The sequence below is a fragment of the Paenibacillus plantarum genome (genome assembly GCF_013141695.1).
Classification (GTDB): domain Bacteria; phylum Bacillota; class Bacilli; order Paenibacillales; family NBRC-103111; genus Paenibacillus_E; species Paenibacillus_E plantarum.
This window is the reverse complement of the sequence record NZ_WHNY01000059.1, coordinates 43,187-61,134: the sequence shown is the minus strand read 5'-3', so window position 1 is coordinate 61,134 and position 17,948 is coordinate 43,187. Positions and strand designations below refer to the sequence as shown.

At 46.1% G+C, this 17,948-nt stretch carries 13 protein-coding genes; 11 read left to right on the top strand and 2 right to left on the bottom strand.

Annotated features, from left to right (window positions below):
* Nucleotides 1–113: 113 nt before the first annotated feature.
* Nucleotides 114–845 (top strand): glycerophosphodiester phosphodiesterase, encoded by a 732-nt coding sequence (locus GC096_RS17885; protein WP_171632044.1) that lies wholly within the window; start codon nt 114–116, stop codon nt 843–845.
* Between the two features lie 108 nt (nt 846–953).
* Nucleotides 954–3,128: an AMP-binding protein gene (locus GC096_RS17880; protein ID WP_246302815.1), complete on the top strand. Its 2,175-nt coding sequence runs from the start codon at nt 954–956 to the stop codon at nt 3,126–3,128.
* Here GC096_RS17880 and GC096_RS17875 read toward each other — a convergent pair.
* A complete protein-coding gene (locus GC096_RS17875; RefSeq protein ID WP_171632042.1) occupies nt 3,125–4,069 on the bottom strand; it encodes a diacylglycerol/lipid kinase family protein in 945 nt (314 codons plus the stop codon). The two genes, GC096_RS17880 and GC096_RS17875, sit on opposite strands and share 4 nt — an antisense overlap.
* A gap of 206 nt (nt 4,070–4,275) precedes the next feature.
* On the opposite strand from GC096_RS17875, the gene GC096_RS17870 reads away from it, so the two are divergent.
* Nucleotides 4,276–6,042 (top strand): methyl-accepting chemotaxis protein, encoded by a 1,767-nt coding sequence (locus GC096_RS17870; RefSeq protein WP_171632041.1) that lies wholly within the window; start codon nt 4,276–4,278, stop codon nt 6,040–6,042.
* A gap of 310 nt (nt 6,043–6,352) precedes the next feature.
* On the opposite strand, the gene GC096_RS17865 is transcribed toward GC096_RS17870, so the two are convergent.
* Nucleotides 6,353–7,033 (bottom strand): putative endonuclease domain-containing protein, encoded by a 681-nt coding sequence (locus GC096_RS17865; protein WP_246302814.1) that lies wholly within the window; start codon nt 7,031–7,033, stop codon nt 6,353–6,355.
* 729 nt (nt 7,034–7,762) lie between these two features.
* Between GC096_RS17865 and GC096_RS17860 the strand changes: the two genes are divergently transcribed.
* The 8 genes from GC096_RS17860 (at nt 7,763) to GC096_RS17825 (ending at nt 17,914) form a co-directional block, all read left to right on the top strand.
* Nucleotides 7,763–8,206 carry an OsmC family protein gene (locus tag GC096_RS17860; protein ID WP_171632040.1) on the top strand — a complete coding sequence of 148 codons (444 nt, stop codon included), beginning with the start codon at nt 7,763–7,765 and terminating at the stop codon, nt 8,204–8,206.
* Between the two features lie 56 nt (nt 8,207–8,262).
* Nucleotides 8,263–10,077: a sensor histidine kinase gene (locus GC096_RS17855; RefSeq protein WP_171632039.1), complete on the top strand. Its 1,815-nt coding sequence runs from the start codon at nt 8,263–8,265 to the stop codon at nt 10,075–10,077.
* Nucleotides 10,074–11,681 carry a response regulator transcription factor gene (locus GC096_RS17850; protein WP_171632037.1) on the top strand — a complete coding sequence of 536 codons (1,608 nt, stop codon included), beginning with the start codon at nt 10,074–10,076 and terminating at the stop codon, nt 11,679–11,681. Before GC096_RS17855 ends, GC096_RS17850 begins: the two co-directional genes overlap by 4 nt.
* 94 nt (nt 11,682–11,775) lie before the next feature.
* Nucleotides 11,776–13,122, top strand: a complete 1,347-nt coding sequence (locus tag GC096_RS17845) for an extracellular solute-binding protein (protein WP_171632036.1) — start codon at nt 11,776–11,778, stop codon at nt 13,120–13,122.
* A 14-nt stretch (nt 13,123–13,136) separates the two neighbouring features.
* Nucleotides 13,137–14,021, top strand: a complete 885-nt coding sequence (locus GC096_RS17840; protein WP_171632034.1) for a carbohydrate ABC transporter permease — start codon at nt 13,137–13,139, stop codon at nt 14,019–14,021.
* Nucleotides 14,018–14,833, top strand: coding sequence for a carbohydrate ABC transporter permease (locus tag GC096_RS17835; RefSeq protein ID WP_171632033.1), 816 nt, complete (start codon nt 14,018–14,020; stop codon nt 14,831–14,833). Before GC096_RS17840 ends, GC096_RS17835 begins: the two co-directional genes overlap by 4 nt.
* Nucleotides 14,834–14,860: 27 nt before the next feature.
* Nucleotides 14,861–16,492 (top strand): beta-N-acetylhexosaminidase, encoded by a 1,632-nt coding sequence (gene nagZ / locus GC096_RS17830; RefSeq protein WP_171632031.1) that lies wholly within the window; start codon nt 14,861–14,863, stop codon nt 16,490–16,492.
* 162 nt (nt 16,493–16,654) lie between these two features.
* Entirely contained in the window at nt 16,655–17,914 is a 1,260-nt protein-coding gene (locus GC096_RS17825) for an MFS transporter (protein ID WP_171632030.1), read from the top strand.
* The last annotated feature ends 34 nt before the right edge of the window (nt 17,915–17,948 follow it).

Genomic DNA, 17,948 nt, shown 5'->3' with positions numbered 1-17,948 from the left:
CGCGCGCACCGATTAGATATGGCACGTGCGGTATGAGTTTAGTGTTTTTTCTGGGCAAGAGGGAATCAATTCAACTATAATTTGAATATAAGCGAAATGTGGGAGGGTTCATTATGAGCAAACATTTTCCGATTGTAATCGGTCATCGAGGAGCCGCTGGCGAAGCGCCAGAAAATACGTTAGGTTCTTTTGCGCTAGCCTTAAAGCAAGGGGCGGAAGGTATCGAACTGGATGTACATCTAACGAAAGACGGCAAAATTGCAGTCTGTCATGATCCTACCTTGGATCGAACGACGAATGGTTCTGGACTGATTTGTGAAAAAAGTTGGAGTGAGATCGAGTTCTTGGATGCAGGATCTTGGTTTTCAGAGGCTTATGCTGGAGAGCGCATACCACTGCTGAGTGAGGTATTCGAGCTTGTGCCGAAAGGCATGCTCATCAATGTCGAAGTCAAAAATGCATACGAAGGGCGTATGGAGAAGGCGTTGCTAGCCTTTTTACATGAAGTGAAGCGGTTTGACGACGTTGTCGTCTCTTCTTTTGACCATAAAGTGATTCAGGGCTTAAAACGGGCAGAACCTGAGTTGAAGGTGGGCTTACTGTTTGGAGCGAATTTCATTGAACCTGTGGCGTATGCGAAGCTGCTTGAGGTTGAGGTCTACTCTCTGCATCCGCATCATCGTTCCTTTGATCAAGCGGATATGTCGTTGGCAAGGACAGATGGGCTAGCTGTCTATCCCTATACGGTGAATGAAATTTCGGATTATCAACGGATGATCATCGCCGGTGTTACGGGTATCATCACAGATTTCCCCGGCAGGTTGAAAACCTATTTGGATACATAACCAAGAATAAATAGACCGAAGCATACAGATGCTGAGGTCTTATTTTTTTTTCCCGCATACAATGAACTATTGACAGACTCGAACGAGATACCAATAGGGGGAATTTCCATGTTCAAATGGATGTTCGTAACGCTAGTAAGTCTTTTACTTCCGTGCTTGCGTCTGTTTGTGTTGCTTGCTTTTAAGGTGAAAGTGACGGGCATGGCGAAATTCGATCTGACGGGCAAAACGGTGCTCATTCCGAACCACGTATCTTTGTTGGATGCGGTGGTACTTGCTTTGATTTTGCCTAAAGATGTGGCATTTGTTGTAAATACGAACATTGCGAAGCGATTTGCGTGGGTACTCCACTTCAGGGCTCATATCACGGTAGACACCTCGAATCCCTATGCAGTTCGTACAATGTTAAAAACGATCCAAAGTGGAACACCACTTGTTATTTTTCCAGAAGGACGGATCACGACGACAGGCGGTATGATGAAAATATACGGGGGAATCGGGTACCTTGCCTTACGATCACAGGCTCGAATTATACCGATTTCGATTGAAGGTTTGGAGCATTCAAAGTTATCGTATTTACGTGGAAAAATAAAGCAACGCTGGTTCCCGCAGGTGAATATAGCGTTTGGTGAAGCTTTTCAAGTCCCGGCAGGGGATGAGCGCTTCACGAGAAAACTTCAAAAGGAGCAGGCGACGGAGGCGATCCGCACGAAGTTGTTGTGTCATATACTGAATAGTCGGCTCCAGCCCGAGGTTAACTTATTCAACGAGCTGCTGGCGGCGGCTCAAAGGCACGGTCAATCGAGAGTCATTTGCGAAGATGTGATGAGTCATTCATCTTTGACGTATCGGAAGCTGCAGTTGAGCAGCTATACATTGGCAGGTCGATTGGGCAAGCTTTTGGATGGACAAAAGCGGGTAGCCTTGTTACTGCCTAATGCCGCGGGGCATGTGGTGACGTTGTTTGCCCTATTCCGATTAGGCGTTACGCCGGCGATATTGAATTACTCTGCTGGTAGGCAAGCGATGCTGGAAGCGTGTGAAACGGCCGAAGTGAGGACCGTGCTGACGTCTAGAGTTTTTATCGAAAAGGCGGGTTTACAGGATTTTATTCAGAGTACTAGCGGGTTATTCAATGTGATTTATCTTGAAGATGTGAAGAAAGCGCTAACTTTAGAAGATAAGTTCCATGGTTTGTTGGACTTTGTTCTGCGGAAGAAGGGGCCAGTTGGCGCTGGGCTTAATGAAGTTGTGCTTTTCACTTCAGGCAGTGAGAGTAAGCCTAAGGGTGTCGTTCTGACGCACCGAAATATTTGCGCGAATATACAGCAGGCGAGGCTTGTTATTGCTTTTAATAGTTCAGATAGCGTGCTTGGCAGCATGCCGATGTTTCATTCGTTTGGGCTGACAGCGGGGACGATGCTTCCGATTCTTTCGGGGGTGAAGCTGGTCTTATATCCGAATCCCTTGCATTACAAAGTCATTCCAGAGCTCGTTTATGATCGAAATATTACGATATTATTTGGCACATCAACGTTTCTAGGTGCTTACGCGAGAACGGCGCATCCTTATGATTTTGCCCATTCCTTGCGATATGTAGTGGCTGGTGCCGAAAGGCTGAAAGAGGAAGTACGTCAAATGTGGCAGGATAAATTCGGGATTCGCATTCTGGAGGGTTATGGAACGACGGAGACAACTCCCGTTATTTCACTGAACACACCGATGCATGGGAAGAAAGGTTCAGTAGGTAAATTACTGCCTGGTATTGAGGCTGTCGTGGAAACGGTAGATGGGATTGCGACTGGTGGTCATTTGCTCGTTCGAGGCCCGAATGTGATGAAAGGGTATTTGATTCATGGTCGGGGCTTCGTTCCTGCTTCGGAGTGGTATAGCACCGGGGATATTGTGACGTTGGATGATCAAGGCTACTTGTTCATTCAAGCACGTTTGCAGTCTTTTGCTAAAATAGGTGGCGAAAAAGTATCGCTTCTCATGGTGGAGGAGCTCGTTACGAAGAGTTTGAAAGCACCTGCGGTTTGCGCTGCTGTACATGTGCCTGATCGGCGAAAAGGGGAACGAATCATTGTTTTTCATACCAGTAAGGTGAGTCCTCTTGAAGCGCTACGCGAGTTGATGAAACAGGAGGGGCAGGCTGGGATTTATATGCCTTCTGAGTTTCGTTATATTGAGAAGCTGCCGCTACTGGGGAGTGGGAAGACAGATTATGTGACGATGAAACAATGGGCACTGACAAGTGATGGTGATGGTAAACCCACAGCTTAGGCTGTGGGTTTTGAACGTATGACGGAAATGCCGGCGGGGATGAGTTCGATTTGAATAGGCGTGGAGCCAGCGAACTCCCCGTCTGCTTGGACAAGCAAGGGCTTTTCTGTCCGAATAGAAATAGATTTTCCCTTATAAAAAGATACTGCAGGATGCTCGGTGTGCTTGCCTTGGTACACGGTGAAAAGAACGGGCAGGAGGCGAATTCGGCTGTTGCTTTGAATAACAACAACATCGGCCATACCGTCAGTTGGACTTGCTGTTGGACAAATTTGAATCGACCCTCCGTAGAATGGAATATTCGCTACGGCTGCCAGCCACATGTTAGGTAATTTCGTTAGATGACCGTCTACCTCTATCCATGCGGTGGAAGGTTGATAGGTTGCGAACACACGAAGGATTGAGATGAAATAGGATAACCTACCTAGTCCAAGACGGTTGAGGAACTTTTTGTAGCTGGCTTCATTCGTAAGTTTGGCGACCATCCCGTCAAAGCCTGCGCCAATGCTATTAACTGCCACTTGGTTGATCTGAATGGCATGGAGAATGTCAATTTGCACTGTGCTGGGAGCAGTTAATGCGATTTGAAGGGCCTCCAATGGATGATTAGGTATGCCGTAGGCTTTTGCAAAATCATTGCCTGTTCCTGCCGGAATAACTGCGAGGGAGCAGTATGGGGAGGAACCGTTGCTATTCTGATGCTGCCAAATGCCGCCCGCTGCTTCATGAACGGTGCCATCTCCGCCAATGATAATCAACGAATGAACGTGATGCTCTTGAATCAGTGTAATGGCAAGTTGCGCTGCTTCTCCTGCTTGGGTTGTTAATTTAGCCAGATATGTGATTCGATTCGCTTGGAGGTAGGGTTGGATGACTCCCCAGATGTTAGCTCCTCTGCCATTGCCTGAAAGCGGGTTCACAATAATTCCGATGGATTCCATGTGTATTTGCCCCTTATCTTTTCGTTTAGGTGGTAGTTTTTGGTAAGTGAAACGATTGCTGCACGTAGGTTTTATGCGAATTTTTCTTTACATAAGGGGCACTGTTTTGTAAAATAAACCATAGGTTAATTAATTAATTTTGATGTCAGATTTTATGTCATCGGAAAAAGCTGTATGATTTACACTCGGGGGGAGAATGGGTAATTTTGAAATTGAAATCTGAATTGAACAGCATGCAAAGCACAGGAAAGTTCAACGTCAACCTGTCCGTCCTTCGTAATCTGAAATTTCGTTTTAAACTGCTGTTCATGAATGCGATTGCCATTTTATTTTTATTAATTGTAGGGATTACAGGCTATTATTATATGGACAAGATGTCTAGCAACTCTACTAAAATGTACGAGGAAAGTCTGCTATCTGTCAAATGGATTAATCAACTAAAAACAAATTTCAATGAAACCGAATCTAATTTGCTAGAGATGATGTTATCCACGGATGTGAAATATAAGGCCAAACTTAAAGCCAAGTTGGATGAGAACTCGGGTACGAATAAGGATTTAGTTACGAAAATTGCAGGGATTGCGTTGAATGGGGAAGAGGCTGGGGCTTTCAAAAGCTTCGAGGAACTAAACCTGAAATATCGTGAAGTCGTCACTAAAACGATGGATCAAGCGACACAAAATAATCAAGTTGCTTATCAGGTTTACAATAATGAAGTATCCCCGCAAGGTGATAAAACGGTAGAAGCATTAGATAAACTCGTAGCGCTAAAAGAAACCGCGGCTGAACAGTTCCAGAAGTCCAGTAGTTCGGATTCAGCAACGTCGCATTGGGTCATTATACTTACGATCATTATAGCGATTGTTGTGATGACGTTGGGCGCATTGACATTGGATATGATCATCTCGACACCCATTCGCAAACTCCAAGAAAATATGGAAAAGGCAGCCGGTGGAGATCTGTCCGTCAAAGGGGACTACACTTATGCGGATGAGGTAGGTAAATTAACGAATTCCTTTAATGTCATGACGGGGAGCTTGCGCGGCCTAGTTATGCAAATCTCAGATAATGCTTTAACGCTTTCAGCTAGTTCCGAAGAGCTTCTTGCCAGCTCCGAGCAAAGTTCTCTAGCGGCAAGGCAGGTTGCTACTTCTAGTCAGCAATTGTCGGAGGATTTCGATAAGCAATTTGCGGGTGTGACGCAAGCGAATGAGGCCGTTGGTCTTATGCTGTCTAGCACGAAGCAAATTGATGAGTCGGCGCAAGTGGTTGCTGCGCTCGTGAATCAAGCGACGCAGGCCGCTCAGCATGGTAAGCAATCGGTCGTTTCGATCGCAGGGCAAATGACAGAGATATCAGACGCGGTTCGTGATGTTAATGTTGTTATCGAAGCATTGGGTAAAAATGCACACAAAATTGGTGAAATCGTCAATGTCATTAACGAGATTTCGACGCAGACGAATCTGCTTTCCTTGAATGCAGCGATTGAAGCAGCACGTGCAGGGGAAGCGGGGCGCGGCTTCGCGGTCGTTGCTGGAGAAGTGCGCAAACTTGCGGAGCAGTCGTCCACTTCGGCGCGAAATATTACAGAGCTAGTCTCGACGATCCAACGACAGATCAATCAAGCTGTTAGCTCCATGCATACCGGAGCAGGGAAAGTGCAAGAGGGATTGACGATTTCGGAGGAAGCGCAGGAATCGTTCGTACATATCGAGACTTCGGTCGAGAAAGTGAATACGAAAGTGGAAGATGTAAATCGGAACATCCACCAGCTGGTAGATGCGAACTTACGCATCGAGCAAGTGATGCGCATTGTGAGCTCCGTTTCGGAGACGGGGATTTCCGTCAGCCAAGAGACATCCGTTGCGAGTCAGCAGCAAATGTCGACCACGGAGGAAATCGAGAATTCCGCGAAGTCCCTGGCTGGACTAGCGGAAGAATTACAAATTTCGCTGCAGAAATTTAAGGTGTAGAGGAGGACCCGCGGGCGTTGAGCCTGCGGGTTTTTGTTTGTATTGCTGTAACGGTGAAAAACGCGCTTACAGCGTGAGAATCGCGAGTAATCAGCCGCCAAGCAAGCTGTAACGGTGAAAAACGAGCTTACAGCGAGAGAATGGCGAATAATCGGCCGCCAAGCAAGCTGTAACGGTGAAAAACGAGCTTACAGCGAGAGAATGGCGAGTAATCAGCCGCCGAGCCAGCTGTAACGGTGAAAAACACGCTTACAGCATGAGAACGGCTAGGAATTTGCCGGTAACAAGAGCTCGAGCTGCATTTCGCGCGCTATCCTATTAATTGTTCTAGCGCTTCAGCTGTCGGGCGGTAGTATTTTATCCTCTGTGTGCCCTTTCCCGCGCTTTCAAGGAGTTCTTTCTCAAGCATGACCTTGAGTACTCGGCGCGCTTTCTGCTCCTTTATGGACAATACCTGACAGACATCTTGAATTGTAAGTAATGTCTCTAAGTTTATCGCATACCGCAAGACTTCCTTCTCCACGTAGCTTATCAGTTGGACTGAGTCGTCGTTCATCCCCAAATAACGGCCCATGAATTGTTGTAGGACTTGTTGGCACATGCGTGGGCGATCTTTGATATCGTCGTAGGAGAAACGGAGGATTCGCCAGCCATCGATAATGAGGTGGTTCTGACGAATGAGGTGATCGGAGAATTGGGAGCGGCTAATTTGTGAGGCGTGGGTGGTAAAACCATCGATTTCGATGGCAAGTTTGAGTGTATGTTTGATAAAAGCAAAATCAAGGAATCGGGTTCCATCTCGGAAGTCTTTCACTTCATATTCGGGATGAAGATCGTTGAAATGTTTAAAAGCAGGCCACCAAACCTGCAAAAGAAATAGTTTTTCAGCATGGCTGTGGCCATCCAGCAGTCTGCGAAGCGAGTCACCTTTTCGAGTAGATGCGTGGTAAGCGATAAATCCGTCATGTGCAACTTCGAATGCTATTTTCATGTGGATGCCTCCTTGAAATGAATAAAGCCGCTTCTCAGGAGCAGCCAAGGCTGAACTTGAAAAGCGGCGTATGCTTTACGACCAACTATGTCAACATTGTAGCACACACACTCCGTATATCACCACCGTATTGACATGCATGTACTATTATTATATAATATTGAAGTTGATTGAAATGAAACCATATAAACACTTCATATTAGCCTCATTTACCCCACACGAACGATTAGCGAGAAGAAAGTAACCCCCTCTCCTTGTTTGTTTTTCTCCCAATGCGCAGTCCATCAGCTCATTTATGGTAAACCCGAGGCAACGTAAGTGTTTCGGCAGTAAGTGTTTGTAACGCAATTCGCACTGGCGCGGTCATTGGAGCCGCAAGGATGAAAGAGAGGTAGGGCTTTCATTGTTTTGATATTCCAACACATGAATTACGCAATTTCATAGAGATCAATTGAAGTTAGATAAATCGTTTTCGTGCTGATTAGGTGCGGGAACGATTTTTTATGTTGTTTGAATGACTGGTGAATCCCGTTCTCTTCCTTTACAATAAAATCAAATCAACCAAAGGTTTGCTGGAGGCTTGCTTGAGGTTTGAGGGTTTAAGGTAAGAGGTAAGAGGTAATAGGTAAGAGGTATGAGATTTGGAAGGTTTTACGAAAGGTTGAATGTGATTCGTGTGTTTGTTTCAATATAAGGTTTTGATCATACATAGAAAGAGGCGTACTTCCCATGTCAGAGCAAGTTTTTGAACTTAAGGCCACATGGTCAGGCGGTCTTGATGGGACCGGCCAACTCCAAGCGGATGGCTTCCAGGCATCCATTTCCGTGCCAAGCGAATTTGACGGACCTGGCTTAGGGACGAATCCGGAAGAAATGCTGCTCGGCGCCGCGGCAACCTGTTATATCATCACCCTGGGCACGCTACTGGCAAGAGAGGGCATCGTATCTCTTGAACTCCATTCCCACATCTACGTCCAGAATCAACCAACAATGAAAGTGAACGCGATCGTCCATCGTCCTCTAATTTCTGTGCCACCACATATGACCGAAGCTCAACTGGATAAAATAAACAAAGCGGCCTTCCGTGCGGAACAAACCTGCATGATTAGCAAAGCTTTGCGAGGCAATGTACAAATAAGCGTTGAGCCCGAGATTCGAATCTCGGATACGTAGTCAGTAGTTGAACTAATCCATTGTCCGATTCGATCTAGAAGGAGCGCAGCGCAGCGATGAATCTGAACAAAAAAGTATTTATCGGTTTTTTACTTTTCATCATCATCCCATTATTCGTCCTAGGGTCAGCGGTGTACACAGTCTCCCAGCAGCTTATTGAGAAAAAATATGGGGATCTCACAGAAGTCACGCTGCAAGCGATCTCTCGTAATATTTACTACATGTTCAAGGAAGCGAACTATTTCTCCGATTTCTGGATGGTCAAAGATAGCATCCAAGGCATCTATCGCACGATAGATGCTGCAAAACCGAACGAAGATCCCCTATCTTCGTATGAATTGAACACATTTGATACGCTGCTTCGCGGCTCGATTCTGACTTATTCGCCTGTTCAATCCGTCGTCATCTACAACAATAGCGGTAAATCCTTTAGCGCAGGGCGAACGAGCGGAAGTTCGATTCCGTGGCAAACGATTCAGCAAAGCATGGCCTTCCAGCACATTCAGGAACTGAATGGCAGTCCACTCTGGATTGGACCCTCCGAGTTCAAAGAGTTCGGTTCAGGCCGCGGCGAGTTCTATCAAGCGCGAATGGTGAAAGATTTTTGGACGATGGATAATCTCGGCTATATGCTGTTGAAATTTAAATTTAATGAACTGGATCAGATATTCAAATCGTTCAATACGAGTGAAGAAAGCTCGAAACGTTATTTGCTGATCAACAAAAACGGTCTTATTTTTTACGATAATAAGCAAAGTTTAGAAGGGGCGAATGTCCTGCAATTAACGCAAGGGAAATTGGATCTTGGATACAACAATTACAGCTTTCAGGCTAATTTTCAAAATGAAAAAAGTCTGATTTCCCTCTATCATTTGAATATTAATGGGATGGGGGTTCAAGACTGGAGTGTCGTGTCGATCACGTCATGGAAATATGTCGCTGGGGAAATCGAGACGATTATGAAGCTCGTGGCAGGAATTACGTTTATTTGTTTGTTCTTTGCCCTAGTGTATAACCTTGTCTTCGTAAGACGTATTATTCAACTGATTCTTCGCATGCTGTCCTCTATGAAAAAGGTGGAGCGTGGTGATCTGACGACCCGTATGGAAGTGAGCGGTAAGGATGAAACCACAGCATTAGCGAGAGGATTTAATAGTCTAGTTGTAAGGGTCGAGGATTTACTCGAAGAGGTGAAGCGCCAACAGGACCGCAAAAACAAGGCAGAGCTCATGCTGCTGCAAGCACAGATTAAGCCTCATTTTCTTTTTAATACACTCGAGTCCATTAATGTCCTAGCCATCCAAAACCAAGGGAAGAAAGTTAGCCAGATGGTGATTCGACTTGGGAATTTGCTCCGGATCGGGATGGAAAACCGGGAAGAGATTACGTTGAAACAGGAGCTTGAGCATTTGCGCAGTTATTTGGAAATTCAGGAGTTCCGCTTTGAGGATCAGTTTCAATACACGATTGAGGCGCCTCCGGAGCTGCTTCATGAGGACATTTTGAAGCTGACCTTGCAGCCTTTGGTCGAGAACAGCTTACAGCATGGTTTTGAACCGATCGACTATATGGGGCTGATTGCGGTAAAGGTAGTGGATGAAGGGAATCGTATTGGGCTATATGTGACGGATAACGGCGTAGGCATTAGTAACGAAAAGCTAGCGAAATTCCATTATAAAACCGAGCTGGAGACGCCATTTCATGAAATTCTGGAATCGAATGAAGAGCGAAGAGGCCTTGGTGTAAGTAATGTTGCCGATCGTGTTCGGATTCAATATGGTGAGCACTATGGGATGTTTATTTGTTCTCAAGAAGGTCAAGGTACGACGATGAAGGTGATTATTCCGAAAAGGAAGAGGGATGCAGAGTGAGGTTAAAAGCGATTTTGGCAGATGATGAGCCTAACATTTTACGTAATTTGCAGGCGGTCATTCCTTGGGAAGAGCTCGAAATTGATATTGTAGGCACAGCCAAAAATGGGTTAGAAGCCTTAGAACTCTGTGTTCATCATATCCCGGACATCGTGATGAGTGATATTCGGATGCCGCAAATGGACGGAATTACATTTATCCATAAGTTGCGGGAAATCAATGAGGACTGCACGGTGCTGATGGTGACGGGGTATCAGGATTTCGACTATGTGCGCTCGCTCCTGCGGGTGGGGGTGAGTGATTATATTCTAAAGCCGATCAATTACGAAGAGCTTGAGAATTCGATTCGTAAGCTTGCCGCCGAAATTCGTGCTAAGAAACAGAACCATCAGGAAGAACTCCTGAAGTGGGGGAAGATTAGAAGCTTGGCTTACGAGAAGATTTTGCAGGATATTATGATGGATTATACGGATATTACGGCGAGTACACAGCTTCCCATTGATCAGGGAGATCTAGAGACACTGCGTTATGTGTTCGCGATTATTGACGTAGATAATTATTCTCAGAAATCATTGCTGTGGAGTGAGCAAGAACGTAAGCTTTGGAACTTCGCTGTGCGGAATGTCCTACAGGATTCGTTGGCGGACGAGATCTCACAGCATACCGTTCTTCAGATGCGAGAAGGAGAATGGTCGCTGCTCATGGCGTGGGAGGAGGCAGACCCTACAGACCCTGCTTCCGTAGAAATGAAATTGCGTGAGTTAGCCCCTAAACTACAACGAAATGTCAGTCAATCTGTGAAGCTAGGGATTAGTGTGGGCTACTTTCCAGGGCCAGTAGGACTGCAACAGCTAGCGGATACCTATCGAAAGCTGCAGAGATTCATGCAGTTGAATTTAGACAAGCAGCAATCCGTACTGCCCTATAAAGAGGCCAAAGAATCTTCGGATGCGAGTAGTTCGCTTTGGTTTTTGGTAGAGGAAATTGTTACGGGCATGAAGCAGTTGAATCGTCCGAAGACCGAGGATGCGCTGGATCGTCTTAAGCTGTTGCTGGAAGGTTTGTCGGAGGGATCATTCGCTCGCGCTTATCAGATGCTGCACTATTTAATCCTGCATGTACTGCGAGAGTTGCGTGAAATGAATGCCCTCGATAGTCAGGAAGAAGAACAGATTTGGCGTGAGCTGGATAAAAGCGAAAGTATCCCACATTTGCTGCAGGTTATGGTACAACTTGTATCGAACGGGCTCGAAGGTACGAACAAGAAGAAAAATAGTGAGCTCCTCATGGCCTCTGCTAAGGAATATATTCGAACACATTATTCAACAGATTTCGGCATTGAGGATATTGCCAGCTCCTTGGGAATTAGCTCGAGCTATTTCAGTTTGTTATTTAAACAACACTTTGGGGAAACCTTTGTGGAGTATGTGACGAAGCATCGGATGGAGCAGGCGAAATCCTTGTTGCTGCATAGTGACAAAAGTATTACGGATATTGGAAAATGCGTGGGCTATATTGAACGACGCTATTTTACCAAGGTATTTCAGAAGTTTACGGGCGAAATTCCTTCCGAGTATCGGGATAAGCGAAAGGAAGGGAACTAGAGGAATTTGCCCCTAGATTAGGAATTTATCTGTCTTTAGTACACGTTGAGGTTCAACTATACTTAAATGGTAAGCTTAAAGGAGAACCAAGTGGATGAGAAAACGAACACTCTTATTAGGTGCAAGTGCCATGGCTCTCACGTTCATGCTGTCGGCATGCAGTATATTTTCGGATAAATCGGATCCAGGGCATGATGCGTCTAGTGGAAAAGGTGTCCAGAATGCGCCAATCTTGCTGACCATCCGGCATACACAGGTAAAGGATACGCAGAAGAAACGCCTTGCCATGCTGCAGGATGTTGTCAAAGCGACCGAAGCCAAAGTGCCTGGTTTGACGATTACGTTAGATGGTGTTGAGGATAAGGTGAATCGCTTCGAAAAGCTGCGAGCAGAAATGGCTGCAGGGAATCCGCCAGAAATATTCGACTTGTTCGGAGGCACGGATACGAAGGATTATGTGAAGGCGAATCGACTGCTGGACCTTACCCCCATCCTGCAAGAGCTTGGGTTAACAGATAAGTTCTATAGCTTTGAAGAGTTCACGGTGAATGGCAAAATCTATGGGATTCCGATGGCTGGCTATGTGGAAGGCCTGTACTATAACAAAAAGATTTTGAAAGAGCAGGGAATCAAGCTGCCCGAAACCTGGGATGAGCTGGTAGCCGCAGCGGCGAAGCTGAAAGCTGCCCAAATTACCCCGTTTGCCATGGCGGCTAAGGACTCCTGGGTTATTAATATGATGATTAATACGATGTGGGTGCGCACGGCAGGAGCGGATTCGATCGAGGGGTTTTTGAATGGAAGCATGCATTGGACGGATCCCGAGGTATTGAAAGCTTTTGAACAGTATCGAACGCTCATTCAGAAAGATTATTTCCAAGATGGCAGTCTAGCACTTGCCTATGCCGAACAGCAAAATACATTCAGCAGTGGAAACGCAGCTTTCATGTTTGATGGCAGCTGGGCGAACACGCCGCTTCTTGATCCTGATAAATCAGTCATTGCACGGGATATCGGTTTCATGAACTTCCCTTCTATGGGGGGACCTGGTGATGGGTATATCAATGGGGGCTGGTCCAATGCCTATGGCTTTTCCAAAAAGGTAACCCCCGAACAATTGCTGGCGATCAAAGAATTCATTAAGCAAATGTATACGGAATCGATGCAGAAGAGGCAACTCGTTGAAGAGGGGATGCCGCCAGCGATGAAGCTGCAGGATACGAGTCAAGTGAACCCCTTGATAACGGAAATATTGAATGTGTTTGCGACTAGTAAAGGAACTTTTCCAGCCTTCGATTCCCGCATACAAACGAAGGTTCGTGAAAAGCTTGAACGCGGAATGCAGGAGTTGCTTGGCGGAAGAACAGATCCGGCCTCGCTGATGACGGAATTACAGAAGCAGCAAGATGCTTCGAATAAAGAAGAAACCCATTCCAAATAGTAGTAGGATGACATATGAACCAGATGGGAAGACATGTATGGGCGTACACGCTCTTTACTTTGCCGACGCTGCTCATTTTTGCGATTTTTTTCATGTATCCAATGTTGATGTCGCTGCGTTACGGGTTTACGGAGTGGAACGGCATCTCCCCGGCAACATTTAATGGGCTGGACAATTTCGTTGCAGCTTTTCATGATCCTTATTTCTGGATTGCCGTACGAAATAATATGTACTTCATTGGCTTTTCTATCGGGATTCAAATTCCCGTTATAGTTGCTATCGCACTGCTTGTGAGTAGATTAAAGCGTTGGATCAGGATGTATAAGGCTCTGATCTTCCTTCCAACGATTCTATCGACTGCGGTCGTAGGTGTGCTCTGGGAATTTATTTATCATCCGCAGGCGGGGCTGCTTAATCAAGTCTTAGAAGCTGTCGGTTTATCGAGCTGGCAGCATGCTTGGCTGGCAGATGGCGCGACGGCGATGCTCGCTATTTTGATCACCAATGCTTGGCAATGGATGGGGTTCTATGTGGTGCTTGTGGTATCTGCCATCTATGCCATTCCAAAGCATCTGGTGGAAGCTGCTCAAATGGATGGTGCAGGGGGCATCCGTCAAGCTTGGTCAATCATTTTGCCGCTGCTAAGACCCGTCATTATGGTTATGATGCTCTTATCGATTACGGGCGGCATGAAAGCCATGGACATTGTAGTTGTCATGACAGGTGGGAATCCCTATGGGATCACGGAGGTTATGGCATCTTATATGATCAAAAAAGCGTATCGTATCGGCGAGTATGGCTACGCGAACAGCATCGCGGTATTGATTCTCCTTTTTACGGCTATGTTAACGTCCGTATTCGGATGGTTCACAAGGAACCAGGAGGAGGTGCGCTTATGAGAGGAAGCCTCCTGCGCCGTATTTTCCCACATGCGATTTTAGTGATCTACATCGGGTTGATTTTATTTCCACTTGGGTGGACGTTGAATTCATCCTTCAAGACCAATAAAGAAATTATTACTGCTCCATGGTCCTTTCCCACAGAGTTTTCGTTATTGAATTATTGGAATGCGTGGACTGGCGCACATGTGGGCCATTATTTTATGAATAGTGTAATCAATTCGACGGTTTCAGCTATTGTTTCGTTAGCGCTAGGAACTGCGACCGCTTATGCGCTAACTCGGATGTCTTTTCCAAAGCTAAGTCTCGTTCTGAAAAGGATTCTGATCTTGGCCTTGCTTGTGCCTGCCGCTTCCTTGCTGGTCCCTTTGTATATGCTGCTAAGGAGCTTGCATCTCTATAACACACCGCTGGCTTTAATTTTGCCCTATGTGACATTAGGATTGCCGTGGACCGTGTTTATGGTCAGCAGCTTTCTGAGCTCCATACCGAATGAACTGGAAGAAGCGGGTATCATGGATGGGATTTCCATTTATGGGTTGTTGTGTCGGATCATCGTCCCCATTTCACTACCGTCCCTATTTACCGTATTTATGTTGAACTTTCTAACGAGCTGGAATGAATTCATTATGGCGAATTTATTTTTGACCAAAGAGAAACTAAGAACGCTCCCCGTGAGTATGGTGGCCTTCTATGACCAGTTGAATATGAACTATGGCTCGCTATGCGCGGCAATCATGATCAGTGTGATTCCTGTTGTTGTGATGTATCTCCTTCTACAGAGAGGCATCATGGAAAATATCAAAGCCTAATTAAACTCTCAAGGAGCGTGTACAACCATGTCAGCAGCTGGAAATTCGAACTATAAGCCACTCACGTTACGTCAAAAGGTAGGGCAACTATTCGCTTGTGGGTTTGACGCACTGGAACCAAATCCTCATATTAAGCAATTAATTGAGGAGTATGGGATTGGAGGCGTTATTTATTTCCGTCGTAATGTGAAGGACGCTCATCAGCTTGCTCAGCTGTCTGCCGATTTGCAAGACATCAGCCTGAAGAGCGGAGGTCAGCCGCTATTTATCACAGTCGATCAAGAAGGCGGCATGGTGTCACGTATCGAAAAAGGGGCGACGTTATTGCCGGGGAATATGGCATTAGGTGCGGCATTTGCACCATCTGGCGTTTATGCCAGCGCTAAGGTGATGGGCAAAGAGCTACGCCAAATGGGCGTGAACATGAACTTGGCTCCTTGCTTAGACATTAATAATAACCCGCTAAACCCTGTAATTGGGGTCCGCTCTTATGGGGAAACGGCAGCCATTGTGAGTGATATGGGCACGCACGCAGTCAAAGGCTTGCAAGACATGGGCGTTATCGCTACCGTGAAACATTTCCCTGGACATGGGGATACGACAGCGGATTCGCATCATGATTTACCTGTAGTTCCGCATAGCATGGAGCGATTGATGGAGCTGGAGTTAGCCCCGTTCATCAAGGCGATTGAAGGCGGTGTAGATGCGATTATGTCCGCACATGTGGTCTTTGAAGCGTTGGAAGAAAGCAGTGTACCATCGACATTATCGTATAAAATATTAACGGAATTACTGCGTGGTCAGCTTGGCTTCAAAGGGCTTATCGTCACGGATTGCTTAGAGATGAAGGCGATCTCCGAAGGGGTTGGCGTAGCGGAAGGCGCGGTTCGTGCACTCGAGGCGGGAGCGGATATTTTGCTGGTAAGCCATGAGCTGGAGCGTCAGATAGCGGCCATGGAAGCGGTTGTCGCCGCTGTGGAAAGCGGTCGGGTTTCAGAAGCGCGTATTGATGAGTCTGTTCTTCGTATTATGACATACAAGTATAAGCGTGAAATTCGCTTTGATACACTAACGCAAGTTCCGGAGGGGCCGATCTCGACACCAGAGCATCAGGAGCTGGCGAAGGAGTTAAGTCGCAAAAGCATCACGAAGGTCAAGGATGAAGTTGGCAAGGACCTTCAAATTAACGATAAAACCTGTGTGATCTGGACAGAAGTCCAATCGGGGACGGAAATCGATGAGGTTGTTGATCGTGAGGGAACTCTTGGCAGCGTGTTGTCCGAGTTGACTGGGGAGCACGTGCAAGAGATGTACTTGGGTTTATTTCCTTCTGATGAAGAAATTGAGGAGACGTTGAAGCGTTGCGAAACCTATGAGCAAGTGGTTATTGTGACCTACAATGCGACATTCTCTGAGGGACAAACTAAGCTGGTTAAGGCATTGGTACAGAAAGAAGATGTGCATCTCATCGTCGCGGCAGGGCGTAATCCGTATGATTTGCTTGAGTTCCCAGAAGTGAAAACATACTATGCTTGTTATGAGAATCGACCGCTGGCGATGGTTTCTCTAGCGAATGTGTTACTTGGTCGTGAAGCAGCTGTCGGAAGGTTACCTGTAACTTTATCCGAGCAATATCCGATTGGCTGGAGACAGGACTAGGGGGAAAATGAGTATAGAAGTTCTTTCTCTAGCAATTTGAAGCATTCTCCTTGTAAAATCAGATAGGCTTGTGAAACTTTTCGTTTCCAATTACGTAGGAACAATGCGCACATTTCACGCATTTCACAAGCGATCTAATTATGAAGGGGTGTTATTTCTCAAATGAGTCAAGCAGACGCTCAAGCTGAGCCAACGATGAAATCGTTTTTTGCGAATCGATTCGTTCAAACGATTATGTTATCGGGCATTTTGCTTCAAATCGGAATTTGGATACGTAACTTTGCGATTCTACTCTATGTCACAGACATGACGAATAATGATCCATACTCGCTTTCCTTAATCTCGGTAGCTGAGTTCGCGCCAATATTTATCTTCTCCTTTATCGGTGGGGCATTCGCCGATCGTTGGAGGCCAAAGCTCACGATGGTGTGGTGCGATTTACTTAGTGCAGCATCCGTTTTTGTAATCTTGATCACCTTGTATATGGGGTCTTGGAAAGCGATCTTCTTTGCCACTTTGGTGTCATCGATTCTTTCCCAATTCTCTCAACCATCCAACATGAAGCTATTTAAAGTACATGTCCCTGCTTCGCAAATGCAATTGGGGATGTCGATGTTCCAATCAATGATGGCGATTTTCATGATTTTGGGGCCAATGCTGGGCTCATTCATCTATTATCGTTTCGGGATCGAAACGGCCGTGGCCATCATGGGAGCATGCTTCCTGTTATCAGCTCTGGTTCTTACTTTCCTACCTAAAGATTTGAAAGAAGATACATCGGAGCCGCGCACGACGCATATTTTCACGGAAATGGGTCAAGGCTTTCGTTATGTGCTAAGGAACCGTATGCTAGTCATCCTTGGCGGTTGTTTTGCAGTCGCTGGTCTAGCCATTGGGTTGATAAGTCCTCTTGGCATTTTTCTAGTAACTGAGCAATTAGGCTTAGAGAAGTCGAGCTTGCAGTGGTTTATGGCGGCGAATGGGGCCGCGATGATTATAGGCGGTGGTGTAACGATGGCTTTTGCCAAAAAAATATCCCCACAAGCGATGCTCACCGTCGGTATGGCGGTTAGCGCAATCACTTTTGCCATGCTAGGTGTGACGCATTTGGTATGGTTGGCACTTCTGATGCAGTTTATCTCAGGACTTGTCATGCCTGCTATCCAGATCGGGATTAGTACGTTGATTTTAGGGAATACCGAGGAATCTTTCGTTGGGCGTGTGAATGGTATTCTAACACCGCTATTTATGGGTTCCATGGTTATTACGATGAGTTTGGCGGGTACGATTAAAGCATCTTTCTCCCTTGAATCGATCTATCTCACATCAGCGTTGCTATTTGTTATCGGTGTTGGCATAATGGTGCCGTCTTTGAAAATGAAGTCGGGCCCAATTGCACAGCCGAGCAGTGAACTGAAATAAACATGAATAGCGAAAAAGCGATATCCCTGGGCCT

Coding starts and splice junctions, on each gene's coding strand:
- GC096_RS17885 (WP_171632044.1), top strand. CDS start 114: ATGAGCAAACATTTTCCGATTGTAATCGGTCATCGAGGAGCCGCTGGC.
- GC096_RS17880 (WP_246302815.1), top strand. CDS start 954: ATGTTCAAATGGATGTTCGTAACGCTAGTAAGTCTTTTACTTCCGTGC.
- GC096_RS17875 (WP_171632042.1), bottom strand. CDS start 4,069: ATGGAATCCATCGGAATTATTGTGAACCCGCTTTCAGGCAATGGCAGA.
- GC096_RS17865 (WP_246302814.1), bottom strand. CDS start 7,033: ATGAAAATAGCATTCGAAGTTGCACATGACGGATTTATCGCTTACCAC.
- GC096_RS17860 (WP_171632040.1), top strand. CDS start 7,763: ATGTCAGAGCAAGTTTTTGAACTTAAGGCCACATGGTCAGGCGGTCTT.
- GC096_RS17855 (WP_171632039.1), top strand. CDS start 8,263: ATGAATCTGAACAAAAAAGTATTTATCGGTTTTTTACTTTTCATCATC.
- GC096_RS17845 (WP_171632036.1), top strand. CDS start 11,776: ATGAGAAAACGAACACTCTTATTAGGTGCAAGTGCCATGGCTCTCACG.
- GC096_RS17840 (WP_171632034.1), top strand. CDS start 13,137: ATGAACCAGATGGGAAGACATGTATGGGCGTACACGCTCTTTACTTTG.
- GC096_RS17835 (WP_171632033.1), top strand. CDS start 14,018: ATGAGAGGAAGCCTCCTGCGCCGTATTTTCCCACATGCGATTTTAGTG.
- nagZ (WP_171632031.1), top strand. CDS start 14,861: ATGTCAGCAGCTGGAAATTCGAACTATAAGCCACTCACGTTACGTCAA.
- GC096_RS17825 (WP_171632030.1), top strand. CDS start 16,655: ATGAGTCAAGCAGACGCTCAAGCTGAGCCAACGATGAAATCGTTTTTT.